This is a genomic window from Streptomyces sp. NPDC042371, from assembly GCF_056437465.1.
In genome coordinates, this window is the sequence record NZ_JBWKAP010000004.1 from 220,978 (window position 1) to 243,574 (window position 22,597).

20 protein-coding genes and 1 pseudogene are annotated in these 22,597 nt (G+C 71.2%); 18 read left to right on the top strand and 3 right to left on the bottom strand.

The features are described from left to right. Nucleotides 1–35: 35 nt before the first annotated feature. The 3 genes and pseudogenes from fdhD to AC068B_RS14145 all read right to left on the bottom strand — a co-directional run. A complete protein-coding gene (gene fdhD / locus AC068B_RS14135) occupies nt 36–884 on the bottom strand; it encodes a formate dehydrogenase accessory sulfurtransferase FdhD (protein WP_478671619.1) in 849 nt (282 codons plus the stop codon). A gap of 7 nt (nt 885–891) precedes the next feature. Next, nucleotides 892–1,005 (bottom strand): hypothetical protein, encoded by a 114-nt coding sequence (locus AC068B_RS14140; RefSeq protein WP_478672073.1) that lies wholly within the window; start codon nt 1,003–1,005, stop codon nt 892–894. Then, nucleotides 997–1,706: pseudogene (locus tag AC068B_RS14145) on the bottom strand (2-dehydropantoate 2-reductase); the annotation flags it as partial. The pseudogene AC068B_RS14145 and the gene AC068B_RS14140, both read right to left, overlap by 9 nt. Before the next feature lie 186 nt (nt 1,707–1,892). On the opposite strand from AC068B_RS14145, the gene AC068B_RS14150 reads away from it, so the two are divergent. The 18 genes from AC068B_RS14150 to AC068B_RS14235 all read left to right on the top strand — a co-directional run bounded on the left by AC068B_RS14150 (nt 1,893) and on the right by AC068B_RS14235 (nt 22,596). Continuing rightward, on the top strand, nt 1,893–3,227 hold the full coding sequence (locus tag AC068B_RS14150; RefSeq protein ID WP_478671622.1) for an OFA family MFS transporter: 1,335 nt from the start codon (nt 1,893–1,895) through the stop codon (nt 3,225–3,227). After that, nucleotides 3,196–3,330, top strand: a complete 135-nt coding sequence (locus tag AC068B_RS14155; RefSeq protein WP_468564668.1) for an MFS transporter small subunit — start codon at nt 3,196–3,198, stop codon at nt 3,328–3,330. Before AC068B_RS14150 ends, AC068B_RS14155 begins: the two co-directional genes overlap by 32 nt. A 121-nt stretch (nt 3,331–3,451) precedes the next feature. Next, nucleotides 3,452–4,399: a beta-ketoacyl-ACP synthase III gene (locus tag AC068B_RS14160; protein ID WP_478671625.1), complete on the top strand. Its 948-nt coding sequence runs from the start codon at nt 3,452–3,454 to the stop codon at nt 4,397–4,399. Nucleotides 4,400–4,539: 140 nt separating this feature from the next. After that, the gene (locus tag AC068B_RS14165) at nt 4,540–5,217 is read left to right on the top strand and encodes a GntR family transcriptional regulator (protein ID WP_478671626.1); all 678 of its coding nucleotides are present in this window, start codon (nt 4,540–4,542) and stop codon (nt 5,215–5,217) included. A 134-nt stretch (nt 5,218–5,351) separates the two neighbouring features. After that, complete coding sequence (locus AC068B_RS14170; RefSeq protein ID WP_356259204.1) at nt 5,352–5,945, top strand: GNAT family N-acetyltransferase; 594 nt, start codon at nt 5,352–5,354, stop codon at nt 5,943–5,945. A gap of 209 nt (nt 5,946–6,154) precedes the next feature. Beyond that, on the top strand, nt 6,155–7,336 hold the full coding sequence (locus tag AC068B_RS14175) for an ROK family transcriptional regulator (protein WP_150187180.1): 1,182 nt from the start codon (nt 6,155–6,157) through the stop codon (nt 7,334–7,336). Nucleotides 7,337–7,513: 177 nt separating this feature from the next. Continuing rightward, complete coding sequence (locus AC068B_RS14180; RefSeq protein WP_478671629.1) at nt 7,514–9,031, top strand: sugar ABC transporter ATP-binding protein; 1,518 nt, start codon at nt 7,514–7,516, stop codon at nt 9,029–9,031. Next, nucleotides 9,028–10,047 carry an ABC transporter permease gene (locus AC068B_RS14185; RefSeq protein ID WP_478671631.1) on the top strand — a complete coding sequence of 340 codons (1,020 nt, stop codon included), beginning with the start codon at nt 9,028–9,030 and terminating at the stop codon, nt 10,045–10,047. Before AC068B_RS14180 ends, AC068B_RS14185 begins: the two co-directional genes overlap by 4 nt. A gap of 16 nt (nt 10,048–10,063) precedes the next feature. Further along, entirely contained in the window at nt 10,064–11,104 is a 1,041-nt protein-coding gene (locus AC068B_RS14190) for a substrate-binding domain-containing protein (protein ID WP_478671633.1), read from the top strand. A gap of 48 nt (nt 11,105–11,152) precedes the next feature. Then, nucleotides 11,153–12,400 carry a Gfo/Idh/MocA family protein gene (locus AC068B_RS14195; protein WP_478671635.1) on the top strand — a complete coding sequence of 416 codons (1,248 nt, stop codon included), beginning with the start codon at nt 11,153–11,155 and terminating at the stop codon, nt 12,398–12,400. A 71-nt stretch (nt 12,401–12,471) separates the two neighbouring features. After that, entirely contained in the window at nt 12,472–13,485 is a 1,014-nt protein-coding gene (locus tag AC068B_RS14200) for a sugar phosphate isomerase/epimerase family protein (protein ID WP_478671637.1), read from the top strand. A 207-nt stretch (nt 13,486–13,692) separates the two neighbouring features. Next, nucleotides 13,693–16,155: a PQQ-dependent sugar dehydrogenase gene (locus AC068B_RS14205; protein ID WP_478671640.1), complete on the top strand. Its 2,463-nt coding sequence runs from the start codon at nt 13,693–13,695 to the stop codon at nt 16,153–16,155. A 13-nt stretch (nt 16,156–16,168) separates the two neighbouring features. After that, a complete protein-coding gene (locus AC068B_RS14210; RefSeq protein WP_478671642.1) occupies nt 16,169–17,647 on the top strand; it encodes a ThuA domain-containing protein in 1,479 nt (492 codons plus the stop codon). Between the two features lie 192 nt (nt 17,648–17,839). After that, a complete protein-coding gene (locus AC068B_RS14215; RefSeq protein WP_478672074.1) occupies nt 17,840–19,000 on the top strand; it encodes an inositol-3-phosphate synthase in 1,161 nt (386 codons plus the stop codon). Further along, nucleotides 18,997–20,055 (top strand): SCO3242 family prenyltransferase, encoded by a 1,059-nt coding sequence (locus AC068B_RS14220; protein ID WP_478671644.1) that lies wholly within the window; start codon nt 18,997–18,999, stop codon nt 20,053–20,055. Before AC068B_RS14215 ends, AC068B_RS14220 begins: the two co-directional genes overlap by 4 nt. Next, a complete protein-coding gene (locus tag AC068B_RS14225; protein ID WP_478671645.1) occupies nt 20,052–21,065 on the top strand; it encodes a sugar phosphate isomerase/epimerase family protein in 1,014 nt (337 codons plus the stop codon). Before AC068B_RS14220 ends, AC068B_RS14225 begins: the two co-directional genes overlap by 4 nt. Beyond that, the gene (locus AC068B_RS14230) at nt 21,062–21,736 is read left to right on the top strand and encodes an EboA domain-containing protein (RefSeq protein ID WP_478671647.1); all 675 of its coding nucleotides are present in this window, start codon (nt 21,062–21,064) and stop codon (nt 21,734–21,736) included. Before AC068B_RS14225 ends, AC068B_RS14230 begins: the two co-directional genes overlap by 4 nt. Nucleotides 21,737–21,744: 8 nt before the next feature. Continuing rightward, nucleotides 21,745–22,596 carry a TatD family hydrolase gene (locus tag AC068B_RS14235; protein WP_478671648.1) on the top strand — a complete coding sequence of 284 codons (852 nt, stop codon included), beginning with the start codon at nt 21,745–21,747 and terminating at the stop codon, nt 22,594–22,596. The last annotated feature ends 1 nt before the right edge of the window (nt 22,597 follow it).

Here is a 22,597-nt window from a genome sequence, read left to right on the forward strand (position 1 = left end):
CCGGGGCGCCGCCGCCGTGCGGCGGGGAGCCCGGATCAGCCCTGGGCGGCCGCGGTCCGCAGGGCGACGCGGTGCTCGCCCGCGTACACGTTCATGGAGGAGCCCCGCAGGAAACCGATCAGCGTGAGCCCGGTCTCGGCGGCCAGGTCGACGGCGAGCGAGGACGGCGCGGAGACCGCCGCGAGCATCGGAATGCCCGCCATCACCGCCTTCTGGGCGAGCTCGAAGGAGGCACGGCCCGAGACGAGCAGGATCGCGCGGGACAGCGGCAGGTCCCCGTTCTGCAGGGCACGCCCGACGAGCTTGTCGACGGCGTTGTGCCGCCCCACGTCCTCCCTTGTGTCGAGCAGGTCGCCCTCTTCGGAGAATAGCGCCGCCCCGTGCAGACCACCGGTCCTGTCGAAGACCCGCTGCGCGGCGCGCAGCCGGTCGGGGAGGCTCGCGAGCAGTTCGGTCCCGACCCGGACCGGGGGAGCGTCGGCGATCGGGAAGCGGGCAGTCGTGCGGACCGCGTCCAGGCTCGCCTTGCCGCACAGGCCGCAGGACGAGGTCGTGTAGACGTTGCGTTCGAGGGTGATGTCGGGGAGCACCACGCCGGGGGCGGTCTTCACGTCGACGACGTTGTAGGTGTTCGAACCGTCATCGCGGGCCCCCGCGCAGTACACGATCGACTGCAGCTCGTCCGCCGCGCCCAGCACGCCCTCGCTCACCAGGAAACCGGCCGCGAGCGCGAAGTCGTCACCGGGCGTGCGCATGGTGATGGCGAGCGGCTTGCCGTTCAGCCGGATCTCCAGGGGTTCCTCGGCGACGAGGGTGTCGGGCCGCTCCGAGACGTGCCCGTCCCGGATCCGGATCACCTTGCGTCGCTCCGTGACTCGTCCCATGTCTTGATCAGTCCCGGTTCTGTACGTGCTGGTAGCCGAAGCGGCCCTTGATGCAGAGATTGCCGTGGGTCACCGGATTGTCGTGCGGGGAGGTGACCTTCACGATGTCATTGTCCTGCACGTGGAGGGTCGGGCCGCAGCCGACTCCGCCGGCGAGGCGCCGCTCCACCGAGATGTCGGGCCTGCAGCCGAGCGCCGTGGCGACGGCGAGCGTCTCGTTCATCATGATCTCGATGACGCGCCGGGTGCCGCCGTGTCGGCACATCTCGCCCATCGTGGCGCGGGCGAGGGCGCTGATCGGGTTGAAGGAGATGTTGCCGAGCAGCTTGATCCAGATGTCGCCGCGCAGCTTCGGTTCGACCGGGCACTTGAGGCCGCCCGCCACCATGGCCTCGCTGAAGGCCGCGCAACGGCCGGGCGGGTCCGGTCGGGCTCGCCCACGGAGAAGCGGGTGCCCTCCAAGTGGCGCGCGACGCCCGAGCCGCCGGGCCGGTGGAAGTGCCACCAGGGGATGCCGTTCTGTGCGGCGACGACGGCGGTGCTCCCGCGCAGGAGCGGTTCGATCAGCGGTCCGCATGCCGCGTACGAGGTGGCCTTCAGGCCCAGGAAGACGAAGTCGACCGGCCCGATCTCGGCCGGGTCCGCGGTGGCGCGGGCCCGCGCGGTGAAGTCCCCGCGCGGGCTCAGCACCCTTACTCCGTGCTGCCTCATGGCCGTCAGATGCGGTCCACGGGCGACGAGATGGACGTCGGCGCCCGCGCGGTGCAGCGCGGCTCCGACGCAGGCGCCGATCGCACCAGCATCGAGGACTGCGACTTTCACGGTGGGTCGCTCCGTTCGGTCGAGGGATCCGAGGAACGTGCGTCGTGGGGCGTAAGTCAGAGGAACGTACATCGACGAACGTATGGAGAATTTCGCCGACGAAATATTGTCTACAGTATGGAAGTTGGGTGGGCAAGGGTTCGTGCGGGTTCCCAACCCCTCGACTTCTTCCTATGGTTCGGGATCATGAGGCCCCCCGTCGCACCCCCTGGATGGTCCCGCTGGCTCGTGCCCCCCGCCGCGCTCTCGGTGCACCTCTCCATCGGCCAGGCCTACGCCTGGAGCGTGTTCAAACCGCCCCTCGAATCCGCCCTCGACCTCAGCGGCACCCAGAGCGCCCTGCCCTTCCAGCTCGGCATCGTCATGCTCGGCCTCTCCGCCGCGTTCGGCGGCACGCTGGTCGAGCGCAACGGCCCGCGCTGGGCCATGGCCGTCGCCCTCACCTGCTTCTCCTCCGGCTTCCTGATCGCCGCCCTCGGCGCTGCGATGAGCCAGTACTGGCTCATCGTGTTCGGCTACGGCTTCGTCGGCGGGATCGGCCTCGGCATCGGCTACATCTCACCCGTCTCCACGCTGATCAAGTGGTTCCCCGACCGGCCGGGCATGGCCACCGGCATCGCGATCATGGGCTTCGGCGGTGGCGCGCTCATCGCCTCGCCGTGGAGCGCGCAGATGCTGGACTCCTTCGGCACGGACCCGGACGGCATCGCGCTCGCGTTCCTCGTGCACGGCCTCACCTACGCCGTCTTCATGGCGCTCGGCGTGTTCCTGGTGCGCGTGCCGCGGACGGAGGGCGCGCACCGGCCGGGCGGCCCCGGTGTGCTGGACGGGCCGCAGGTCTCGGCGGCGCGGGCCGTGCGCACCCCGCAGTTCTGGTGCCTGTGGGTCGTCCTGTGCATGAACGTGACCGCCGGGATCGGCATCCTGGAGAAGGCCGCCCCGATGATCACGGACTTCTTCGCGGACACCGGGACGCCCGTGTCGGTCTCCGCCGCGGCGGGCTTCGTCGCCCTGCTCTCGGCCGCGAACATGGCAGGCCGCATCGGCTGGTCGTCGGCATCCGACCTGATCGGCCGCAAGAACGTCTACCGCGTCTACCTCGGCGCGGGCGCGCTCATGTACCTGCTGATCGCACGCTTCGGGGACACCTCGAAACCGCTGTTCATCTGCTGTGCGCTGGTGATCCTCTCCTTCTACGGAGGGGGCTTCGCGACGATCCCCGCGTATCTGAAGGACCTCTTCGGCACCTACCAGGTAGGCGCCATCCACGGCAGGCTGCTCACCGCGTGGTCGACGGCGGGCGTCCTCGGACCGCTGATCGTGAACCGGGTCGCCGACCACCAGGAGGAGGCGGGCAAGCACGGCTCGGGCCTCTACGGCCTCTCCTTCGCGATCATGATCGGACTCCTCGTCGTGGGCTTCGTCGCGAACGAGCTGGTCAGGCCCGTCCACCCCCGCCACCACATCCCCGTCCCGAGGGAGGCCGCCGATGACCACACCGCCGAGCACACCGCCAAGTAATCGCCGCGCATTGACCGTGTTCGCCTGGCTCTGGGTGGGTATCCCGCTCGGATACGGGGTCTATGAACTCGTACACAAGGTCACACAGCTCTTCAGAGGGTGACCAGATCATGAGAAGCATCCAAACCCTGCGCTCCTTTCCTGTCGCATTACGTGCATCGTTACTCGTGAGTCGCTGACCAAACTGGAGGGTCCCGTATCTTCGGCACAAGGGGGACCCGTACATGCACGGCTCGCGCATCGCCGCCGTCGGCCACTACCAGCCCGCCAGGATCCTCACCAATGAGGAACTGACGGCCAAGGTCGACACCAGCGACGAGTGGATCCGGTCCCGGGTGGGCATCCGCACCCGCCACATCGCGGGCCCGGAGGAGCCGGTCGACGAGCTGGCCGCGCAGGCGGGCGGCAAGGCCCTGGCCGCCGCGGGCCTGACCCCCGAGGCGATCGACCTCATCGTGGTCGCCACCTCCACGGCCATCAACCGCTCGCCGAACATGGCCGCACGGGTCGCCGCGCGCCTCGGCGTCCCGGGACCGGCCGCCCTGGACCTCAACGTCGTGTGCGCGGGCTTCACCCATGCGCTGGCCACCGCCGACCACACCCTGCGGGCCGGTGCGGCCACCCGTGCCCTGGTCATCGGCGCGGACAAGATGTCCGAGGTCACCGACTGGACGGACCGCACCACCTGCGTCCTGACCGGCGACGGCGCGGGCGCGGTCGTCCTGGAGACGTGCGGGCCCGACGAGCAGCCCGGCATCGGCCCCGTGCTCTGGGGCTCGGTGCCCGAGATGGGCAATGCCGTGCGCATCGAGGGCACGCCGCCCCGCTTCGCGCAGGAGGGCCAGAGCGTCTACCGCTGGGCGACGACCCAGCTGCCCCCGCTCGCCCGCGCGGCCTGCGAGCGCGCCGGGCTCACCCCTGCCGACCTCGCCGGGGTCGTCCTGCACCAGGCCAACCTCCGGATCATCGAGCCCCTCGCCGAGCGCATCGGCGCGGTCAACGCGGTCGTCGCGCGCGATGTCGTCGACTCCGGCAACACCTCGGCGGGCAGCATCCCGATGGCGCTGTCCAAGCTCGTGGAGCGCGGCGAGATCCGTTCCGGGGACCCGGTCCTGCTCTTCGGCTTCGGCGGCAACCTCTCGTACGCGGGGCAGGTCGTGCGGTGCCCGTGACGTCGCGTGGTGCCCGTGACGTCGTGCTGCGCCCATGAAAGAGTCACGTACCGCTGTGTGATCGGCCCAACTCCCCCTGGTGCTGGCCCCTGTAGCTCGTAGACTGTAGACAAAAGGCAATCTTCGAGGAGGGGGCCGCGATGTTGTCCACAGGACTGCCGCCGGGGGCGGTGCCCAAGCTCGAACGGCCGGGTCCGCTCAGAGAGCGGGTCTACGAGGCCCTGCTCGAACTGATCACGACCCGTTCGCTGCAGCCCGGCCAGCACCTCGTCGAGAGCGAGCTGGCCGGGCACCTCGGCGTCTCGCGGCAGCCGGTGCGCGAAGCGCTGCAGCGGCTCAACACCGAGGGGTGGGTGGACCTGCGGCCCGCCCAGGGCGCGTTCGTGCACGAGCCCACCGAGGAGGAGGCGGACCAACTCCTCACCGTCCGCACCCTGCTGGAGGCCGAGGCCGCCCGGCTCGCCGCCGCGAACGCCGGCCTCGCGGGCATCGCGGAGCTCGACGCGCTCTGCACCAGGGGCGAGCAGGCCGTGGCCGACGGTGACGTGGACCAGGTGGTCACCCTGAATGCCGCCTTCCACGCCAAGGTGATGGAACTCGCGGGAAACGTGGTCCTCGCCGAGCTCGCCGGGCAGGTGGACCGCAGGGTCCGCTGGTACTACACGCCGGTGGCCCGGCAGCGCGGCAGGCAGTCCTGGCTGGAGCACCGCGAGTTGATCGCGGCGATCGCCGAGCGCGACGAGCGCCGCGCAACGGACGTCATGCGGGCCCACACCGAGCACACCAGGCAGACGTACCACCAGCGCGACCAGGGCTGAGCACCGCCTGGGTCTGCGTCGTCTGTCCCACGAGCCGCCCTTCGACTCCACCGTCAGGCGGCGCGGGGACCACGTCGAGCAGCCGGGTGCGCGATGCACACGCCAAGTACCGTCGGCAGACCGGGAGGAGCGAGATGAGTACGCACCACCGCATACGCCCCGCGATCGGCGAAGACATGCCGGTGGCCGTGAACACCCTCGCCAGGGCCTTCGCCGACTATCCCTTCACCCGGCACGTCGTCGCGGCCGACGACCACCACCAGCGGGTTCGCCGCTTCCAGGAGCTCTTCCTCAAGCGCATCGGGATGGTCTACGGACGGGTCTGGGTCGCGGGCGCGGGCCGCGCCGTCGCCGTGTGGACCACCCCTGACCGGGACCCGGGGCCCGGCTTCGCCGCGATCGGCCCGCTCGTCGGCGAGCTCGCGGGCGACCGCGCGCCCTGGTTCGCGTCGGCGGACCGCGCGCTCCAGCCGTACCGGCCCCGGTACCCCGCCTGGTATCTCGCCGCGGTCGGCGTCGACCCGGACGAGCAGGGCAAGGGGCTCGGCGGCGCGGTGATCAGACCCGGCCTCGACGCCGCCGACCGTGCCGGATTCCCCTGCTTCCTGGAGACCTCGACGGAACAGAACGTGGCGTTCTACGAGCGCCTCGGCTTCACCGTCACGGCGGACGTCCCGCTGCCGGACAACGGCCCGCGCACCTGGTGCATGCTCCGGCAGCCCGCGTAGCCGCAGACCTCCAGACTCCTTTGTCCTGTGACTGGAGAAAGTCATGGGTAATTCCCGCGCAACTTCTTCCCAGTCCCGGCAGGCACTGCTACGTTCCCCTCGAAAGCTTGAAAGAAGCCCTGAGGCGAAGGCGTCGGCGACAACCGCGCACCAGCCCGCGGGCAACGGCATGGGAAGCCCGATGAGGCGGGGAGGGGCGCGTGAGACGTATGACGGCTCGACCCGCCAACACGCACCAGGCGCGGCTGTTGCGCCTGTTGCGTGACGGAGGACCCAACTCCCGCGCCCAGCTGGGCGATCAGGTCGATCTCTCGCGGTCCAAACTGGCTGTGGAGGTCGACCGGCTCCTGGAGACCGGACTCGTGGTCGCTGACGGACTCGCCGCCTCGCGCGGCGGCCGCCGCTCCCACAACATCCGCCTGGCCCCGGCCCTCCGCTTCCTCGGCGTGGACATCGGCGCGACCTCGGTCGACGTCGCGGTGACCAACGCCGAGCTGGAGGTCCTCGGCCACATCAACCAGCCCATGGACGTGCGCGAAGGCCCGGTCGCGGTCTTCGAGCAGGTCCTCGCCATGGCGGCCAAGCTCAAGGCCTCCGGGCTCGCGGAAGGGTTCGACGGCGCCGGTATCGGCGTCCCGGGTCCCGTCCGCTTCCCGGAGGGCGTGCCGGTCGCCCCGCCGATCATGCCGGGGTGGGACGGCTTTCCCGTCAGGGAGGCCCTCAGTCAGGACCTCGGCTGCCCCGTCATGGTCGACAACGACGTGAACCTCATGGCGATGGGGGAGCAGCACGCGGGCGTCGCACGCTCCGTGGCCGACTTCCTCTGCGTCAAGATCGGCACGGGCATAGGGTGCGGCATCGTCGTCGGCGGTGAGGTCTACCGCGGTACGACGGGCAGCGCCGGCGACATCGGCCACATCCAGTCCGAACCGGACGGACGCCCCTGCGCCTGCGGCAACAAGGGCTGCCTGGAAGCCTATTTCAGCGGCGCGGCGCTCGCCCGCGACGCCGAGGAGGCGGCCAGGGAGGGACGTTCGGCGGAGCTCGCCACGCGGCTCGACGAGGCGGGACGGCTCAGCGCCGTCGACGTCGCGGCGGCCGCAGCCGCGGGTGACGCCACCGCACTCGACCTCATCCGCGAGGGCGGCAACCGCACCGGCCAGGTCATCGCGGGCCTCGTCAGCTTCTTCAACCCCGGCCTCGTGGTGATCGGCGGCGGTGTGACCGGCCTCGGCCACACGCTGCTCGCCGCGATCCGCACCCAGGTCTACCGCCAGTCGCTGCCCTTGGCGACCGGCAACCTCCCCATCGTCCTGGGCGAGTTGGGCCCCACCGCCGGAGTCATCGGCGGCGCCCGCCTCATCAGCGACCACCTCTTCTCACCGGCCTGACCGTCACGTACACCACGTACGCCACGCACGGAACGTAGCGCCACCTCATCCGGCACAGCGCCCTGCTCCGCCCTGCGCTGTTCCGGCCCGCACCACACAACCGGCTCCGCCCTGCCCTGCATCAGCCTGCCCTGAATCCGCCCTGCCCTGCTGCGATCGCCGCCGAGGGGAACCGTCATGGCACAAGAACCACCGCTGCTCACCATGTCCGGCATCACCAAGTCGTTCCCCGGAGTCCGTGCCCTCGACGGCGTCGACCTCCAGGTCCAGGCCGGGGAGGTGCACTGCCTCCTCGGCCAGAACGGCGCCGGGAAGTCCACCCTCATCAAGGTCCTCGCCGGCGCCCACCAGCCCGACGGCGGCGAGATCACCTGGCGCGGCGAGCGCACCACGCTGCGCTCGCCGATCGCCGCCATGCGGCTCGGCATCGCCACCATCTACCAGGAACTCGACTTGGTGGAAGGTCTTTCCGTCGCCGAGAACGTCCATCTCGGGCATGAGCCGACCGCCGCCGGATTCGTGGTCCGCGGCCGGGCCGCCCGGGCATCAACTGCCGCTCTGCTCAAGCGACTCGGGCATGCCGAGATCGATCCTGGCCGACTGGTCGGCGAGCTCTCCGCGGCCCAGCAGCAGATCGTCTCGATGGCCCGCGCGCTCTCGCACGAGGTGCGCCTCATCGTCATGGACGAGCCGTCCGCCGCCCTCGACCCCGACGAGGTCGACAACCTCTTCCGCATCGTCGCCGACCTCACGGCCGACGGTGTCGCCGTGGTCTACATCTCCCACCGGCTGGAGGAGATCCGTCGCATCGGCGACCGAGTCACCGTCCTCAAGGACGGCCGTGCCGTCGCGGGCGGACTCCCCGCGGAGTCCACGCCGACCAAGGACGTCGTGGCGCTGATGACCGGCCGCAATGTCGAGTACGTTTTCCCCGACCGGCCCGTCGAACCGCCCACCGCGCAACCGGTGTTGACCGTCCGCGGCCTCTCCAGGCACGGCGAGTTCGAACCCATCGACCTCGATCTGCGCCCCGGCGAGATCGTGGGCCTCGCCGGACTCGTCGGCTCGGGACGCTCCGAGATCCTGGAGACGATCTACGGCGCGCGCAAGCCCAGCACGGGCCAAGTGGCCGTCGATGGAGCGACGTTGCGCCCCGGAAGCGTCCGGGCCGCCGTCCGTGCGGGGCTCGGCCTCGCCCCCGAGGAGCGCAAGGCGCAGGCCCTGCTCATGCTGGAGTCCGTCACCCGCAACGTGTCGGTCTCCTCCATGTCCCGCTTCTCGTACGGCGGCTGGCTCGACCGGGGCGCCGAACGGGAGGCCGCACGTGCGGCGACGCGCGAGCTCTCGCTCCGCCCCGACCAGCCCACGGCCCCTGTCCGCACCCTCTCCGGCGGCAACCAGCAGAAGGCCGTCCTGGCCCGCTGGCTGCTGCGCGGCTGCCGCGTCCTGCTGCTCGACGAGCCGACCCGCGGCGTCGACGTCGGCGCCCGCGCCGAGCTGTACGCGGTCATCCGCCGCCTCGCCGACGAAGGCCTGGCCGTGCTGCTCGTCTCCAGCGAAGTGCCCGAAGTGCTCGGCCTCGCCGACCGCGTCCTGGTGCTCCGCGAGGGCCGCGTCGTCCACACCGCCCCCGCCCGTGAACTCGATGAACACCGCGTACTCGACCTCGTCCTTGAAGGGAGCCCGGCGGCATGACCCAGCCAGCCCCGGCGGCCGAGGCCGCCACCCACAAGAGCACCCCCGCAGACGGCGGCAGCCCGTGGCGCGCCGCGGTGGCCCGCGCCGACGTGCGGACGCTCTCGCTGCTCGGCGTGCTCGCCGTGCTGATCGCGATCGGCGGCATCACCCAGCCCGACTCGTTCCTCGACACCGACAACGTCCAGCTGATCCTCACCCAGGCGTCCGTCATCGGCGTGGTCACCGTCGGCATGACGTTCGTGATCATCTCCGGCGGCATCGACCTGTCGGTCGGCGCGATCGTCGCGCTCGCCTCGGTGTGGGCGACGACGGTCGCCACCCAGGACTTCGGCTTCGCAGGCATCCTCTTCACTGCCGTGATCGTCGGCATGGGGTGCGGCCTGGTGAACGGCCTGCTCGTCGCGTACGGCGCGATCGTGCCGTTCATCGCCACCCTCGCCATGCTGGCTGCGGGTCGCGGCCTCGCCCTGCAGATCACCGACGGCAAGACCCAAATGGTCACCGTCGAAGGGGTGTTGAAGCTCGGCGAGCGTGACTCGTACATCCTCGGCATCCCGCCGCTTGTCCTGGTCTTCGCCGCCGTCACCGTGGTCGGCTGGCTGCTCCTGAACCGCACCACCTTCGGCCGCCGCTCGGTCGCCGTCGGCGGCAACGCGGAAGCGGCCCGGCTTGCAGGCATCGACGTCCGCAGGCAGCGGCTCTACCTGTATCTGCTCTCCGGCCTGTGCTGCGGCATCGCGGCCTTCCTGCTGATCATCCTCTCCGGCTCCGGCCAGAACACCAACGGCAACCTGTACGAACTCGACGCCATCGCGGCAGTGATCATCGGCGGCACCCTGCTCACCGGCGGCCGCGGCACCATCACGGGCTCCGTGCTCGGCGTGCTGATCTTCACCACGATCCAGAACATCTTCGCGCTCAACAACCTGGAAACCGCGACCCAGCAGATCGCCAAGGGCGCGATCATCGTCGCCGCGGTGCTCGTCCAACGACGTACGGCCACCACTTCCTGACCCGAGGGGTTCACTCATGCCATCCCACACGAGCCGCAGAGGACTCCTCTTCGGAGCCGCCGCGCTGTCCACCGGAGCCCTCGTCACGGGCTGCACCAGCAACGAGTCGAAGGGCGACGGCGCCGACGAAAAGTCGCAGCAGGTCGCCGACGACAAGCCGGGCAAGAAGGTCACCATCGGCTTCGCGGGCCCCCAGGCCGACCACGGCTGGCTCAACGCCATCAACGACAACGCCAAGAAGCGGGCCGAGAAGTACTCGGACGTCACGCTGGAGGCCACCGAGGGCTCCAACGACACCGCGGCGCAGATCGGCCAGGTCGAGACGCTGATCAACAAGAAGGTCGACGTCCTCGTCGTCCTGCCCGCCGACGGCAAGGCCCTCACCCAGGTCGGCCTGAAGGCCATGCGGGCGGGCATCCCCGTCGTCAACCTCGACCGCGTCTTCGCCTCCCCGCAGGCCTACCGCTGCTGGATCGGCGGCGACAACTACGGCATGGGCCTGAGCGCCGGGCAGTACATCGGCGAGAAGCTCAAGGACAAGAAGAACGCGCGCGTCGTGGAGCTGGCGGGCCTCGACAACCTGGAGCTCACCAAGCAGCGCTCGAAGGGCTTCGACGACGCCCTCAAGAACTACCCGAACATCAAGAAGGTCGCCCGGCAGGCAGCCGACTTCACCGTCGAGTCGGGACAGTCGAAGATGTCCCAACTGCTGCAGGCCCAGAAGAACTTCGACGCCCTGTGGAACCACGACGACGACCAGGGCGTGGGCGCCCTGCGCGCCATCAAGCAGGCTGGCCGCGACGACTTCCTGATGGTCGGCGGCGCGGGCGCGCTCTCCGCCATGCAGGCCATCGACGCGGACAACAGCGTCCTGAAGGCCACCGTCCTCTACCCGCCCACCATGGCCGCGTCCGCGATCGACCTCGCGCGCGCCCTCGGCCAGGGCAAGGGCATCAACGGCATGGCCGAGTTCGAGATCCCGTCCTTCGTCACCTGCTACTCGGCCGTGGTCGACAAGGAGAACGTCGGCCAGTACATGTCCACCGGCTTCAAGTGATGCGCACGCCCGCACCCCCCACTGAGCGTCGACGAGGAGGATTACCGCATGCGTGAGACGGAAACCGAGGCCGGTGCCGATTCCCAGCCGGGGGCCGGTGCCGTGGCCGATCCCGGGCCCGCGGAGAAGCGGCCGCTGGGCGTCGGCATGGTCGGCTACGCCTTCATGGGCGCCGCCCACTCACAGGGCTGGCGCACCGTGGGGCGCGTCTTCGACCTGCCGGTGCGGCCGGTGCTCTCGGCCGTCTGCGGCCGCGACGGCGGCGCCGTGCGCGCCGCCGCCGACCGGCTGGGCTGGGCCGCCGCCGAGACCGACTGGCGCGCCCTGATCGCCCGGGACGACGTCGACATCGTCGACATCTGCACGCCCGGCGACAGCCATGCGGAGATCGCCGTCGCCGCCTTGGAGGCGGGCAAGCACGTGCTGTGCGAGAAGCCCCTCGCGAACACCGTCGAGGAGGCCGAGGCGATGGCCGAGGCCGCCGAACGGGCCCGCGCCCGCGGCCAGGTGGCCATGGTCGGCTTCAACTACCGCCGGGTGCCCGCGCTCGCGCTCGCCCGGCGGATGGTCGCCGAAGGGCGGCTCGGGGCGCTGCGGCACGTACGCCTGACGTACCTTCAGGACTGGCTGGTGGACGCGTCGTTCCCGCTCACCTGGCGGCTGCGCAAGGACCGGGCGGGATCCGGGGCGCTCGGCGACCTGGGCGCGCACATCGTCGACCTCGCGCAGTACCTGGTGGGGGAGCCGGTGGCGGGAGTGTCGGCGCTGACCGAGACCTTCGTGCGCGAACGGCCCCTCCTTGAAGGGGCGTCCAGCGGGCTCACCGCGGCGGGTGGCAGCAGGCTCGGAACGGTCACCGTCGACGACGCGGCCGTCTTCACGGGGCGGTTCCCCTCCGGCGCCCTCGCCTCCTTCGAGGCGACCCGTTTCGCGGCGGGCCGCAAGAACGCCCTGCGTCTCGAACTCAACGGCTCCGAGGGCTCTTTGGCCTTCGACCTGGAGCGTCTGAACGAGCTCTCCTTCCACGACCACACCGAGCCCGCCGCGTCGTCCGGGTTCCGCCGCATCCTGGTGACCGAGCCCGACCACCCGTACGTGGACGCCTGGTGGCCGCCGGGCCACGGCCTCGGCTACGAGCACACCTTCGTGCACCAGGCCCGCGACCTGCTGCACGCCATCGGCACCGGGGCGCGGCCCGAACCCTCCTTCGCCGACGGCCTCTCCGTGCAGCGGGTGCTCGCCGCGGTGGAGGAGAGCGCGGCGAAGAACTCCGTGTACACGCCCGTGCCCGCCTGATGCCCGTGCGATTCCCGCCCTGTTTCTCGCCCCGTTTCTCGCCCCGATTCCCGCTCTGAGGAGGCCTGGTCATGCCACGGCAGTTCACGCTCTTCACCGGCCAGTGGGCCGACCTTCCGCTCGAAGAGGTCTGCTCCCTTGCCCGCGACTTCGGCTACGACGGCCTCGAACTCGCCTGCTGGGGAGACCACTTCGAGGTCGACAAGGCGCTCGCCGACCCGTCGTACCTGGACGGGCGGCACGCGCTGCTCGACAAGTACGGGCTCAAGTGCTGGGCGATCTCCAACCACCTCGTCGGCCAGGCCGTCTGCGACGCCATCATCGACGAGCGGCACCAGGCGATCCTGCCCGCCCGCATCTGGGGCGACGGCGAGGCGGAGGGGGTACGACAGCGGGCGGCCGCCGAGATCAAGGACACCGCGCGGGCGGCCGCGGCCTTCGGCGTCGACACGGTCGTCGGCTTCACGGGCTCCTCGATCTGGCACCTGGTCGCGATGTTCCCACCGGCCCCCGAGTCGATGATCGAGCGCGGGTACGAGGACTTCGCCGAGCGCTGGAACCCGATCCTGGACGTCTTCGACGCGCAGGGCGTGCGGTTCGCCCACGAGGTGCACCCCTCGGAGATCGCGTACGACTACTGGACCACGCACAAGGCCCTGGAGGCCGTCGGACACCGCCCCGCCTTCGGGCTCAACTTCGACCCGTCGCACTTCGTGTGGCAGGACCTCGACCCGGTCGGGTTCCTCTACGACTTCCGCGACCGCATCTACCACGTGGACTGCAAGGAGGCCCGGCGCCGCCTGGACGGCCGCAACGGCCGCCTCGGCTCGCACCTCCCATGGGGCGACCCGCGCCGCGGCTGGGACTTCGTGTCGGCGGGCCACGGCGAGGTCCCCTGGGAGGACGTCTTCCGGATGCTGCGCTCCATCGCGTACGAGGGGCCGGTCTCCGTGGAGTGGGAGGACGCGGGCATGGACCGCCTGCAGGGTGCGCCGGAGGCGCTGACGCACCTGAAGGCGTTCGATTTCGAGGCTCCGAGCGCGTCCTTCGACGCGGCGTTCGGCGGCTCCGACCGGACCGGCTGACCGGACCGACTGGCCAGTCCGTCTCATGCCACGTTTGTCCATTGACAGGAAAAAGTTCAACTTCCGTCATGCACAAGGGCTTTCCGCCCGGGACGAACGTGGCTACCGTCCTTGAGGTGTACAGGACATGAATGGTCCGGGGTGACGGCGCACCCCGGCGCACGGCGCACTCACCCCGTACGACCGTCCCCCTCCGGAGGAACTTCCGTGCACAGCAAACGCCCGAGACTCCGCAGAACCCTTGCCCTGCTCACCGGCACCGTACTCACCGGCGCCACCCTGACCCTCGCCGTACCGCACGCCGGTGCCGTGCCCGCCGAACCGCCCGCGAAGGCCGCCCCCGTCGCCGAGGACTTCCAGCAGGTCACCCTCGCCAAGGGCGAGCCGGAGACGGGCGAGCCGATGACGCTGGCCGTCCTCCCGGACCGCTCGGTCCTGCACACCTCCCGAGACGGCACGCTCCGCCTCACGGACGCGTCGGGCAACACCAAGGTCGCCGGGAAGATACCGGTCTACACGCACGACGAAGAGGGCCTCCAGGGCGTCGGCATCGACCCGAAGTTCAGCGAGAACCGGGGGATCTACCTCTACTACGCGCCGCCCCTCGACACCCCCGCGGGCGACGCCCCGGAGACCGGCACGGCCGAGGACTTCAAGAAGTTCGACGGCGTGAACCGCCTCTCCCGCTTCGTCCTGAAGGCCGACGGCACCCTGGACGCCGCCAGCGAGAAGAAGGTCCTCGACGTCCCCGCGAGCCGCGGCACCTGCTGCCACGTCGGCGGCGACATCGACTTCGACAAGGACGGCAACCTCTACCTGTCGACGGGCGACGACTCCAACCCCTTCGCCTCCGACGGCTTCACACCCATCGACGAGCGCGCGGACCGCAACCCCGCCTTCGACGCGCGGCGCAGCGCGGGCAACACCAACGACCTGCGCGGCAAGATCCTGCGCGTCAAGGTCGCCGAGGACGGCAGCTACACCGTCCCCGACGGCAACCTCTTCGCCAAGGGCACCGAGAAGACCCGCCCCGAGATCTACGCGATGGGCTTCCGCAACCCCTTCCGGATGAGCGTCGACAAGCCGACCGGCACCGTGTACGTCGGTGACTACGGGCCCGACGCGGGCGCGGCCGACCCCAAGCGCGGCCCCGCGGGACAGGTCGAGTTCGCCCGGGTCACCAAGGCGGGCAACTTCGGCTGGCCGTTCTGCACCGGCAAGAACGACCCCTACATCGACTACGACTTCGCGACCGGCACCTCCGGCGCCGCCTTCGACTGCGCGGCCCCGAAGAACGACTCGCGGCACAACACGGGCCTGACCGACCTGCCGCCCGCGCAGGAGGCCTGGATTCCCTACGACGGCGGTTCCGTGCCCGAGTTCGGCAGCGGTTCCGAGTCCCCGATGGGCGGCCCCGTCTACCGCTACGACGCGGCGAACACCTCCCCGGTGAAGTTCCCCGAGGCCTACGACGGCGACTTCTTCGCCGGAGAGTTCGGCCGACGCTGGATCAAGCGCATCGAGCAGGGCGCGGACGGCACGGTCTCGAAGATCAACCCGTTCCCGTGGACCGGCACCCAGGTGATGGACATGGAGTTCGGCCCCGACGGCGCGCTGTACGTCCTCGACTACGGCACCGCCTGGTTCGGCGGCGACGAGAACTCCGGACTCTTCCGCATCGAGAACGCCACCGAGGGCCACTCCCCGGTCGCCGAGGCGAGCGCGTCCGTGACCAGCGGGCAGGCCCCGCTGCGCACGAAGTTCACCTCGAAGGCCACGGACGCCGACGGCGGGACGCTGACCTACGCCTGGGAGTTCGGCGACGGCGGCAAGTCGACGCAGCAGAACCCCACGTACACGTACAAGAAGAACGGCGTCTACACGGCGACCGTGACCGTGAAGGACTCCACCGGACGCGCCGGCTCCGCCAGCGCGCACATCACCGTCGGCAACACCGCGCCCAAGGTGACCCTGGAGGTTCCCGGCGACGGCCAGCTGTTCACCTTCGGCGACAAGGTGCCCTTCAAAGTGAAGGTCACCGACCCGGAGGACGGCACGATCGACTGCACCAAGGTGAAGGTCACCCACATTCTCGGCCATGACAGCCACGGCCACCCGGTCACCTCGGCCAACGGCTGCGAGGGCACCATCCAGACCTCCGCCGACGGCGAGCACGACCCGAACGCCAACATCTTCGGGGTCTTCGACGCCGAGTACACCGACAAGGGCGCCAACGGCCAGCCCGCGCTGACCACCCACGACCAGAACGTCGTCCAGCCCAAGCACCGCCAGGGTGAGCACTACAACGACTCCAAGGGCGTCTCCGTCGTCAACCACACCCCGGCGCACGGCGGCAAGACCGTCGGCGACATCAACAACGGCGACTGGGTCTCCTTCAAGCCGTACGTCCTCGGCAACGCCACCAAGCTGACCGCGCGCGTCGCCTCGGCCGGATCCGGGGGCACGCTGGAGGTGCGCAGCGGATCCGTCGGCGGCAAGCTGCTGGGCAGCGCGAAGGTGGCGCCGACCGGTGGCTGGGAGACGTACAAGGACGTCAGTACGGCGATCGCCAAGCCGCCGACGAAGACCACGACGCTCTTCCTGGTCTTCAAGGGCAAGGGCTCGGGAGCGCTCTACGACCTGGACGACTTCACCTTCACGACGAGCTGAGAGGGGTCAGCACATGCGCGCATCTGTACGGCTGGCCACCGCGACGGCCGCGGCCGCCCTGCTCATCGGCTGTGTGTCGGGCCCCGCGGCCTCCAAGCCCGAGTCGCCGAAGAAGGCCGGTGAGAAGGTCCTCGTCTTCTCCAAGACCGCAGGCTTCCGGCACGACTCGATTCCCACCGGTATCGACACCGTCAAGGAACTCGGCGCCGCGAACGGCTTCACCGTCGACGCGACCGAGGACGCGGGCGCCTTCACGGCCGCCAACCTGGCCCGGTACGACGCCGTGGTCTGGCTCTCGACCACCGGCGACGTCCTGAACGCCGACCAACAGAGGGCGTTCGAGCAGTACATCCGCGACGGCGGCGCCTACGTGGGCGTGCACGCCGCCGCCGACACCGAGTACGACTGGCCCTTCTACGGCGGGCTCGCGGGCGCCTACTTCCAGTCGCACCCCGCGATCCAGCCCGCGAAGGTCCACGTCGAGGACCACGCGCACCCGGCCACCGCCCACCTGGGCACCGGAAGCTGGGACCGCACCGACGAGTGGTACAACTACCGCGCCAATCCCCGGGACCGGGCCCGCGTGCTCGCCTCCCTCGACGAGTCGTCGTACACGGGCGGCACGATGTCCGGCGACCACCCCATCGCCTGGTGCCAGAACTACGAGGGCGGCCGCTCCTTCTACACGGGCGGTGGCCACACCAAGGAGTCGTTCGCCGAACCTGCCTTCCGCCAGCACCTGCTGGGCGGCATCCGCTGGGCCGTCGGCGCGGCCCAGGCCGACTGCAGGCCGGAGAAGGGCTACACGCCGATCTTCGACGGCGAGGCCTCCTCCCTGGAGGACTGGAAGCAGGCAGGCCCCGGCTCCCTGCAACTCAACGAGGGGGACGGAACGCTCAAGACCGTCGGCGGCATGGGCATGCTCTGGTACGACCGGCGCGAACTCGGCTCCTACTCCCTCAAGCTCGACTGGCGGATGCGGGGCGACGACAACTCGGGGATCTTCGTGGGCTTCCCGCCCTCCGACGACCCCTGGTCGGCCGTGAACAACGGCTACGAGATCCAGATCGACGCCACGGACGTCCCCGAGAAGACCACGGGCTCCGTCTACGGCTTCCGCTCCGCCGACCTGAAGAAGCGCGACAAGGCGCTGAACCCGCCGGGGGAGTGGAACACCTACGAGATCCGCGTCGAGGGCGAACGCCTTCGCGTCTACCTCAACGGGGTGCAGATCAACGACTTCACCAACACCGACCCGGCCCGGAGCCTGCGACAGGGCCACATCGGCATCCAGAACCACGGGGACGCCGATGAGGTCTCCTTCCGGAACATCCGACTGAAGGACCTCCCGGCAAAGGGCCGCCCGGGGAAGGGACAGCGGACCAAGGATCAACCGACCGCAACTCAGCCGACCAAGGACCAGCTGACGGACGGCCCGTCGGCACACCGCTCCGGCCCACCCGCCCCGACCGGGTCGGGCGCGGGTCGCTAGACGGCGGCGGGCGGAGGACGCCGGACCTCCGCCCGCCGTCTTGCACCGCACTCACGTTCCGCGAGCTCCCGAGTCGTGTCCCGAGCTCTTGAGTCATGGCAGGAGGCAGCCGTGTCCACATCCGCGACCTCTACATCTGCGCCCTCTACTCCTCCCCTCGGGACGCCGCCCGGCGGGCCCGTCGGCGTATGGCTGATCGGGGCCCGCGGCTCGGTCGCGACCACGGCCGTGGCGGGCTGCGCGGCGATCACCGCCGGACTCCACGCCCCCACCGGGATGGTGACCGAGACCGCGCCCTTCATGGACCGCGGCCTGCCCGCGCTGTCCTCCCTCGTCTTCGGCGGACACGACACCACGAGCTGCCCCCTGCCCAAACGCGCCGAGGAACTCGCCGCGGGCGGCGTCCTGCCGCACGGCCTCCCCTCGGCGGTACACGCCGAACTCGCCGCCGCCGACACCGAGATACGTCCCGGCGGACCGCAACCGGGCGACGCCCGCAGCGACGAGGAACTGATCGACGCCTTCACCACCGACCTCCGCGATTTCGTACGTCGCCGGGGACTGGCCTGCGCCGTGGTGGTGAACGTCGCCTCGACCGAACCACTCCCCGAGGACGGCGCCGAACGCCTCCCCGCCAGCTCCCTCTACGCGGCCGCCGCCCTGCGCGCAGGCTGCCCCTACGTGAACTTCACCCCCTCGACCGGCCTGCACCACCCCCATCTCACCGAGGCGGCACGTACCTCCGGCCTTCCCTACGCGGGCCGGGACGGCAAGACCGGCCAGACCCTGCTGCGCTCCGTGCTCGGCCCGATGTTCGCGCAACGAGCACTCGCCGTGCGCGCCTGGTCGGGCACGAACCTCCTCGGCGGCGGGGACGGCGCCGCCCTGGCCGACCCCGCGGCCGCCGCGGCGAAGAACGCGGGCAAGGAACGCGTCCTGGCCGACACGCTGGGCGCTGCCCCCGAGGGCGAGGTCCACATCGACGACGTCCCCTCCCTCGGCGACTGGAAGACGGCCTGGGACCACATCGCCTTCGACGGCTTCCTCGGCACCCGCATGGTCCTGCAGACCACCTGGCAGGGCTGCGACTCGGCCCTCGCCGCCCCCCTGATCCTGGACCTCGCCCGCCTGACGTCCCGCGCCCACGAACGCGGCCTCTCCGGCCCCCTGCCCGCCCTCGCCTTCTACTTCAAGGACCCCGACGCGGGCGCCCCCGCGGCCCTGGGCGAGCAGTACGCGGCACTGCTGGACTTCGCGGAGCGGATGGGCGGAGGCGCCCCCACCGGGCGGACTGACCGTGCCCCGGAAAGCGGCCCGTCGGAAAGCGGCCCGTTGGAAGGCGAGTCCATATGAACACCGGGACCGCCGCGCACACTAGGAGCGCCTCCCGAGCCTGGGTCGAACTCCTCCGTGTCCCCGCCCTGTTCACCGTCCCCGGCGACGCGCTCGCCGGAGCGGCGGCGACCGGCCTGCGTCCCAACCACCGCACCCTCCTTGCCATCGGCTCCTCCCTCTGCCTGTACGAGGCCGGTATGGCCCTCAACGACTGGGCAGACCGTGCCGAGGACGCCGTCGAACGCCCCGAGCGCCCCCTGCCGTCCGGCCGCATCGCCCCACCCGCCGCCCTCACCGCGGCAACCGCCCTCACCGCCGCGGGCCTCGCCCTCGCCTCCCGCGCGGGCCGCCCGTCCCTCGCCATGGCGGGAGCCCTGGCCGCAACGGTGTGGGCCTACGACCTGGGCCTCAAACACACCCCCGCAGGACCGGCAGCCATGGCCGCCGCCCGCGGCCTCGACCTGCTCCTCGGCGCGACCGCCACGGTCGGCCAGAGCCAGAGCCAGAGCCAGAGCCAGAGCCAGAGCCAGAGCCGGGGCCGGGGCTCGCGCGCCCGCGCCCGTGCCGCCGGACCCTCGGCCGCTGCCCTCGCCGCCCACACCCTCGCCGTCACCGTGGTCTCCCGCCGCGAGGCCCAGGGCGGCTCCTCAGCCGCGCCCTTGGCCGCACTGGCAACGACGACGGCACTGGCCCGACTGATCGGCACCACCCGCCCAGGCCTCGGCACCGGTTCCAGGGGCCGCCAAGGGGTTGGCGTCGGTGGTGGGGGAGAGCAGGTCCGCTCTCCGGACCTGGGCGGGCACGACCTCCGGACCGCTGTCTCCTCCGGCCGACAGGCCCTCCGCGGCACCCTCGCGCTCGCCTACGTCGGCACCGCCGCCAAGCCCCTCTTCCACGCCGCCCTCAATCCGTCACCTCCCCTCACACAGCGCGCCGTCGGCGGCGGCATCCGCGCCATGATCCCGCTGCAGGCCGCGCTCGCCGCCCGCGCCGGAGCGGCGGGCACCGCCCTGCTGACCGTCGCCCTCGCCCCCGCCGCCCGGAAGTTCGCACGGAAGGTGAGCGTCACATGAGCGGAACATGCGGAACAGCCCCACAGCACCCCCACCAGGTCGACGCGCGGCAAGGCGACGGGCTCCGCTTCGGCTACGGCACCAACGGGCTCACCGACCTCCGCCTCGACGACGCCCTTGGCCTCCTCGCCGACCTCGGCTATGCGGGCGTCGGCCTGACCCTCGACCACATGCACCTGGACCCCCTCGCTCCTGATCTCGCCTCCCGCACCCGTCATGTGGCCCGCCAGCTCGACCGCCTCGGCCTCACCGTCACCATCGAGACGGGCGCCCGCTACGTCCTCGACCCGCGCCGCAAGCACGGCCCCTCCCTCCTCGACCCCGACCCGGAACGCCGGGCCGAGCGCGGCCGTCTGCTGATCCGCGCCGTCCAGGTCGCCGCCGACCTGGGCGCCCACGCCGTGCACTGTTTCAGCGGCATCACCCCGGCAGGCACCTCGGACGACGTTGCGTGGCGGCGCCTCGCCGACGCACTCGGCCCCGTACTCGACGCCGCGTCGGGCGCCGGAGTCCCGCTCGCGGTCGAGCCCGAACCCGGCCACCTCCTCTCGTCCCTCGCCGACTTCCACCACCTGCGCCACGAGCTCGACGACCCCGACCCCGGACTCCTCGGCCTCACCCTCGACATCGGCCACTGCCAGTGCCTCGAACCCCTCCCTCCCGCAGACTGCGTTCGCGCCGCGGCCCCCTGGCTGCGGCACGTCCAGATCGAGGACATGCGCCGCGGAGTCCACGAGCACCTGCCCTTCGGCGACGGAGAGATCGACTTCCCGCCCGTCCTGGCAGCACTCGCCGCCGCCGACTACCAAGGGCTGACCGTCGTCGAACTGCCCCGCCACTCCCACGCGGGCCCCGAACTCGCCACCCGCTCCATCGACTTCCTGCGCCGGGCACAAGCCGCCGTCCCGGTCACCGCAGCCGCCGGACCTGCCCCCACCTCCGCCTCCGTGCCCGTCGCTGCCCCCGTCTCTGTCCCTGCCCCTGCCCGTGTCGAAGGAGGTACCCCGTGACCGACACCTCCGAGATCGCCGCCCTCCGCACCCACCTCGAGAGCGACCTGGGCGGAGCTGCCCGCGCCTGGCTCGACCAGGCCACCGCCGAGGCCGCCGCCCACGGAGGACGACCCGAGCGGGACGGACCGGGGCCCAGCCCCACGTGGGAGCTGAGGTTCGCCGAGGCCGGACGCCGCTGCGGCCCCGGCCACGCCGACGACGCCCGCATCCTGCTGCTGCACGCCGCGAACGCCACCCCGGACACCCTCGCCCGCGTCTACGCCCAGGGCACCGCGGCCGAACGCCGAGCCGTCCTGCAGGCACTGCCCCACCTGGTGGCGGGCCCCGACGCCCTGCCGCTGGTCGAGGACGCCCTGCGCACCAACGACACCAGCCTCGTCGCCGCAGCCGTCGGCCCCTACGCCGCCGCGCACCTCGCCTCGCACGACTGGCGTCACGCCGTCCTCAAGTGCCTGTTCACCGGTGTCCCGGTGGACGCCGTCGCCGACCTCCCCAGGCGCGCCCGCGGAGACGTCGAACTGGCCCGGATGCTCGGCGACTACGCGGCCGAGCGGTCCGCGGCCGGCCGCGCGGTCCCCGGCGACCTGCACCGCGCCCTGCGTCTGACCGCCCCCGAGTCCCCCGAGCCCCTCTCGGCCCCCGCGGGCCCTCTCACCGGCGAGGAGTAGGAGTCCTGATGCGCATCTTCGACCCCCACATCCACATGACGTCCCGCACCACCGACGACTATCAGGCGATGTACGCCGCCGGTGTCCGCGCCGTAGTGGAACCCGCCTTCTGGCTCGGCCAGCCACGCACCTCGCCGACCTCCTTCTTCGACTACTTCGACTCCCTCCTCGGCTGGGAACCCTTCCGCGCGGCCCAGTACGGCATTGCCCACCACTGCACGATCGCCCTGAACCCCAAAGAGGCGAACGACCCCCGCTGCACCCCCGTCCTCGACGAACTGCCCCGCTATCTCGTCAAGGACAACGTCGTCGCCGTCGGAGAGATCGGCTACGACTCCATGACCCCGGCCGAGGACGCGGCGCTCGCCACCCAGCTGCAGCTCGCCGCCGACCACGAGCTGCCCGCTCTCGTGCACACCCCGCACCGCGACAAGCTCACGGGCCTGCGCCGCACGATCGACGTGATCAGCGAGTCCGCCCTGCCCCTGGACCGCGTCCTGATCGACCACCTCAACGAGACCACCGTCAAGGAGGCCAAGGACAGCGGCTGCTGGCTGGGCTTCTCCGTCTATCCCGATACCAAGATGGATGAGGAACGGATGGTCGCGATCCTGCGCGACTTCGGGCCCGACCGGGTGCTGATCAACTCCGCCGCCGACTGGGGCAGGAGCGACCCCCTCAAGACCCGCAAGGTCGCCGACGCCATGCTGGCCGCCGGATACGACGAGGACGACGTCGATCTCGTGCTGTGGCGCAACCCCGTGGCGTTCTACGGGCTCAGCGGCCGCCTCCAGCTCGACGTGCGAGAACCGGGCGCCGCCACCCACGAAGGCAACTCCATCCTGCGCGGCGGGGCGTGAC